This is a genomic window from Pseudomonas sp. MG-9, from assembly GCF_018729515.1.
Classification (GTDB): Bacteria; Pseudomonadota; Gammaproteobacteria; order Pseudomonadales; family Pseudomonadaceae; genus Aquipseudomonas; species Aquipseudomonas serboccidentalis.
In genome coordinates, this window is sequence record NZ_JAHHZH010000017.1 from 1 (window position 1) to 5497 (window position 5497).

The following is a 5497-nucleotide window of genomic DNA, read 5'->3' on the forward strand; positions in this document are numbered from 1 at the left end:
TGCTTTCGCAATTGGGGTTTCGGAATTTAATCTTGACGATGACCTACTCTCACATGGGGAAACCCCACACTACCATCGGCGATGCATCGTTTCACTTCTGAGTTCGGGATGGGATCAGGTGGTTCCAACGCTCTATGGTCGTCAAGAAATTCTGTGTGCCGACCCGCCTTTCGACGTTTCAGCAAATCGGGTATGCGATAGTTTGTGTGTTTGTCTCGAACTTTCGGTTCGTTTCGTCTTCACACACCGCAATCTGGTGCCTTCTCAGGTCAGCAAATTGCTTGGGTGTTATATGGTCAAGCCTCACGGGCAATTAGTATTGGTTAGCTCAACGCCTCACAGCGCTTACACACCCAACCTATCAACGTCGTAGTCTTCGACGGCCCTTCAGGGAACTCAAGGTTCCAGTGAGATCTCATCTTGAGGCAAGTTTCCCGCTTAGATGCTTTCAGCGGTTATCTTTCCCGAACATAGCTACCCGGCAATGCCACTGGCGTGACAACCGGAACACCAGAGGTTCGTCCACTCCGGTCCTCTCGTACTAGGAGCAGCCCCTCTCAAATCTCAAACGTCCACGGCAGATAGGGACCGAACTGTCTCACGACGTTCTAAACCCAGCTCGCGTACCACTTTAAATGGCGAACAGCCATACCCTTGGGACCGGCTTCAGCCCCAGGATGTGATGAGCCGACATCGAGGTGCCAAACACCGCCGTCGATATGAACTCTTGGGCGGTATCAGCCTGTTATCCCCGGAGTACCTTTTATCCGTTGAGCGATGGCCCTTCCATACAGAACCACCGGATCACTAAGACCTACTTTCGTACCTGCTCGACGTGTCTGTCTCGCAGTCAAGCGCGCTTTTGCCTTTATACTCTACGACCGATTTCCGACCGGTCTGAGCGCACCTTCGTACTCCTCCGTTACTCTTTAGGAGGAGACCGCCCCAGTCAAACTACCCACCATACACTGTCCTCGATCCGGATAACGGACCTGAGTTAGAACCTCAAAGTTGCCAGGGTGGTATTTCAAGGATGGCTCCACGTGAACTGGCGTCCACGCTTCAAAGCCTCCCACCTATCCTACACAAGCAAATTCAAAGTCCAGTGCAAAGCTATAGTAAAGGTTCACGGGGTCTTTCCGTCTAGCCGCGGATACACTGCATCTTCACAGCGATTTCAATTTCACTGAGTCTCGGGTGGAGACAGCGCCGCCATCGTTACGCCATTCGTGCAGGTCGGAACTTACCCGACAAGGAATTTCGCTACCTTAGGACCGTTATAGTTACGGCCGCCGTTTACCGGGGCTTCGATCAAGAGCTTCGCGTTAGCTAACCCCATCAATTAACCTTCCGGCACCGGGCAGGCGTCACACCCTATACGTCCACTTTCGTGTTTGCAGAGTGCTGTGTTTTTAATAAACAGTCGCAGCGGCCTGGTATCTTCGACCGGCATGAGCTTACGGAGCAAGTCCTTCACCCTCACCGGCGCACCTTCTCCCGAAGTTACGGTGCCATTTTGCCTAGTTCCTTCACCCGAGTTCTCTCAAGCGCCTTGGTATTCTCTACCCAACCACCTGTGTCGGTTTGGGGTACGGTTCCTGATTATCTGAAGCTTAGAAGCTTTTCTTGGAAGCATGGCATCAACCACTTCGTCACCTGAAAGGTAACTCGTCATCAGCTCTCGGCCTTAAGATCCCGGATTTACCTAAGATCTCAGCCTACCACCTTAAACTTGGACAACCAACGCCAAGCTGGCCTAGCCTTCTCCGTCCCTCCATCGCAATAACCAGAAGTACAGGAATATTAACCTGTTTTCCATCGACTACGCTTTTCAGCCTCGCCTTAGGGACCGACTAACCCTGCGTCGATTAACGTTGCGCAGGAAACCTTGGTCTTTCGGCGTGGGTGTTTTTCACACCCATTGTCGTTACTCATGTCAGCATTCGCACTTCTGATACCTCCAGCAAGCTTCTCAACTCACCTTCACAGGCTTACAGAACGCTCCTCTACCGCATCACTTGCGTGATACCCGTAGCTTCGGTGTATGGTTTGAGCCCCGTTACATCTTCCGCGCAGGCCGACTCGACTAGTGAGCTATTACGCTTTCTTTAAAGGGTGGCTGCTTCTAAGCCAACCTCCTAGCTGTCTAAGCCTTCCCACATCGTTTCCCACTTAACCATAACTTTGGGACCTTAGCTGACGGTCTGGGTTGTTTCCCTTTTCACGACGGACGTTAGCACCCGCCGTGTGTCTCCCATGCTCGGCACTTGTAGGTATTCGGAGTTTGCATCGGTTTGGTAAGTCGGGATGACCCCCTAGCCGAAACAGTGCTCTACCCCCTACAGTGATACATGAGGCGCTACCTAAATAGCTTTCGAGGAGAACCAGCTATCTCCGAGCTTGATTAGCCTTTCACTCCGATCCACAGGTCATCCGCTAACTTTTCAACGGTAGTCGGTTCGGTCCTCCAGTCAGTGTTACCTAACCTTCAACCTGCCCATGGATAGATCGCCCGGTTTCGGGTCTATTCCCAGCGACTAGACGCCCTATTAAGACTCGCTTTCGCTACGCCTCCCCTATTCGGTTAAGCTCGCCACTGAAAATAAGTCGCTGACCCATTATACAAAAGGTACGCAGTCACAGAACAAAGTCTGCTCCCACTGCTTGTACGCATACGGTTTCAGGATCTATTTCACTCCCCTCTCCGGGGTTCTTTTCGCCTTTCCCTCACGGTACTAGTTCACTATCGGTCAGTCAGTAGTATTTAGCCTTGGAGGATGGTCCCCCCATATTCAGACAAAGTTTCTCGTGCTCCGTCCTACTCGATTTCATGACTAAGAGACTTTCGCGTACAGGGCTATCACCCACTATGGCCGCACTTTCCAGAGCGTTCCGCTAATCTCAAAGCCACTTAAGGGCTAGTCCCCGTTCGCTCGCCACTACTAAGGGAATCTCGGTTGATTTCTTTTCCTCAGGGTACTTAGATGTTTCAGTTCCCCTGGTTCGCCTCTTGCACCTATGTATTCAGTACAAGATAACCATCTTATGATGGCTGGGTTCCCCCATTCAGACATCTCCGGATCAAAGTCTGTTTGCCGACTCCCCGAAGCTTTTCGCAGGCTACCACGTCTTTCATCGCCTCTGACTGCCAAGGCATCCACCGTATGCGCTTCTTCACTTGACCATATAACCCCAAGCAATCTGGTTATACTGTGAAGACGACATTCGCCGAAAATTCGCGATTAAACTCACAAATTTTACCTTAGCCTGATCCGTTACCAGTGAAAGTAACGTTCAGTCTATCTTTCTATCACATACCCAAATTTTTAAAGAACGATCTAATCAAAAGACTAGAAATCAACATTCACCATCATCACAATGGAATGCTCATTTCTAAGCTTTCAAACTTCAGAAGCAGTAGTGGTGGAGCCAAGCGGGATCGAACCGCTGACCTCCTGCGTGCAAGGCAGGCGCTCTCCCAGCTGAGCTATGGCCCCGTATTTTCTACAGGTTTCCCACACAAAATTGGTGGGTCTGGGCAGATTCGAACTGCCGACCTCACCCTTATCAGGGGTGCGCTCTAACCAACTGAGCTACAGACCCAATTTCGGGCTGCTTCTATCGTCTTCTTCAATGAATCAAGCAATTCGTGTGGGAACTTATGGAGCAGCTGATGTCGTCGATTAAGGAGGTGATCCAGCCGCAGGTTCCCCTACGGCTACCTTGTTACGACTTCACCCCAGTCATGAATCACACCGTGGTAACCGTCCTCCCGAAGGTTAGACTAGCTACTTCTGGTGCAACCCACTCCCATGGTGTGACGGGCGGTGTGTACAAGGCCCGGGAACGTATTCACCGCGACATTCTGATTCGCGATTACTAGCGATTCCGACTTCACGCAGTCGAGTTGCAGACTGCGATCCGGACTACGATCGGTTTTGTGGGATTAGCTCCACCTCGCGGCTTGGCAACCCTCTGTACCGACCATTGTAGCACGTGTGTAGCCCAGGCCGTAAGGGCCATGATGACTTGACGTCATCCCCACCTTCCTCCGGTTTGTCACCGGCAGTCTCCTTAGAGTGCCCACCATAACGTGCTGGTAACTAAGGACAAGGGTTGCGCTCGTTACGGGACTTAACCCAACATCTCACGACACGAGCTGACGACAGCCATGCAGCACCTGTCTCAATGCTCCCGAAGGCACCAATCCATCTCTGGAAAGTTCATTGGATGTCAAGGCCTGGTAAGGTTCTTCGCGTTGCTTCGAATTAAACCACATGCTCCACCGCTTGTGCGGGCCCCCGTCAATTCATTTGAGTTTTAACCTTGCGGCCGTACTCCCCAGGCGGTCAACTTAATGCGTTAGCTGCGCCACTAAGAGCTCAAGGCTCCCAACGGCTAGTTGACATCGTTTACGGCGTGGACTACCAGGGTATCTAATCCTGTTTGCTCCCCACGCTTTCGCGCCTCAGTGTCAGTATCAGTCCAGGTGGTCGCCTTCGCCACTGGTGTTCCTCCCAATATCTACGCATTTCACCGCTACACAGGAAATTCCACCACCCTCTACCATACTCTAGCTCGCCAGTTTTGGATGCAGTTCCCAGGTTGAGCCCGGGGATTTCACATCCAACTTAACGAACCACCTACGCGCGCTTTACGCCCAGTAATTCCGATTAACGCTTGCACCCTCTGTATTACCGCGGCTGCTGGCACAGAGTTAGCCGGTGCTTATTCTGTCGGTAACGTCAAAATTGCAGAGTATTAATCTACAACCCTTCCTCCCAACTTAAAGTGCTTTACAATCCGAAGACCTTCTTCACACACGCGGCATGGCTGGATCAGGCTTTCGCCCATTGTCCAATATTCCCCACTGCTGCCTCCCGTAGGAGTCTGGACCGTGTCTCAGTTCCAGTGTGACTGATCATCCTCTCAGACCAGTTACGGATCGTCGCCTTGGTGAGCCATTACCTCACCAACTAGCTAATCCGACCTAGGCTCATCTGATAGCGCAAGGCCCGAAGGTCCCCTGCTTTCTCCCGTAGGACGTATGCGGTATTAGCGTTCCTTTCGAAACGTTGTCCCCCACTACCAGGCAGATTCCTAGGCATTACTCACCCGTCCGCCGCTGAATCCAGGAGCAAGCTCCTTTCATCCGCTCGACTTGCATGTGTTAGGCCTGCCGCCAGCGTTCAATCTGAGCCATGATCAAACTCTTCAGTTCAAACATCTTTGGGTTTTTAAGAAACCCTAAACTTGGCTCAGCAATCGTTGGTTACATCTTTGATTTCTCGCGGAGTAACTTGTGATGCTGATAATCTTGTTGACTATCAGTCTGACTCCACAAGCACCCACACGAATTGCTTGATTCAGTTGTTAAAGAGCGGTTGGTTAAGATCTTTCGTCTCAACCGAGGCGCGCATTCTACAGCAGCCTCATTTGCTGTCAAGTGATTATTTTCAGAAGTTTTCGAAGATTTCTTCAACAACTTCAACCACTT

The 5497-nt window shown here is 51.2% G+C and carries 2 tRNA genes and 3 rRNA genes; all 5 read right to left on the minus strand.

The window, feature by feature from the left end:
- Positions 1-30: 30 nt before the first annotated feature.
- The 5 genes from rrf to KKQ10_RS28250 all read right to left on the minus strand — a co-directional run bounded on the left by rrf (position 31) and on the right by KKQ10_RS28250 (position 5221).
- Positions 31-146: ribosomal RNA gene (rrf, locus tag KKQ10_RS28230) — 5S ribosomal RNA — on the minus strand.
- A gap of 146 nt (positions 147-292) precedes the next feature.
- Positions 293-3184: ribosomal RNA gene (locus KKQ10_RS28235) — 23S ribosomal RNA — on the minus strand.
- A gap of 237 nt (positions 3185-3421) precedes the next feature.
- Positions 3422-3497, minus strand: a tRNA-Ala gene (locus KKQ10_RS28240).
- Between the two features lie 29 nt (positions 3498-3526).
- Positions 3527-3603 (minus strand) — tRNA-Ile (locus KKQ10_RS28245).
- A gap of 81 nt (positions 3604-3684) precedes the next feature.
- A 16S ribosomal RNA gene (locus tag KKQ10_RS28250) occupies positions 3685-5221 on the minus strand.
- The 16S, 23S and 5S rRNA genes sit together here with 2 tRNA genes alongside, the layout of an rRNA operon.
- Positions 5222-5497 lie beyond the last annotated feature (276 nt).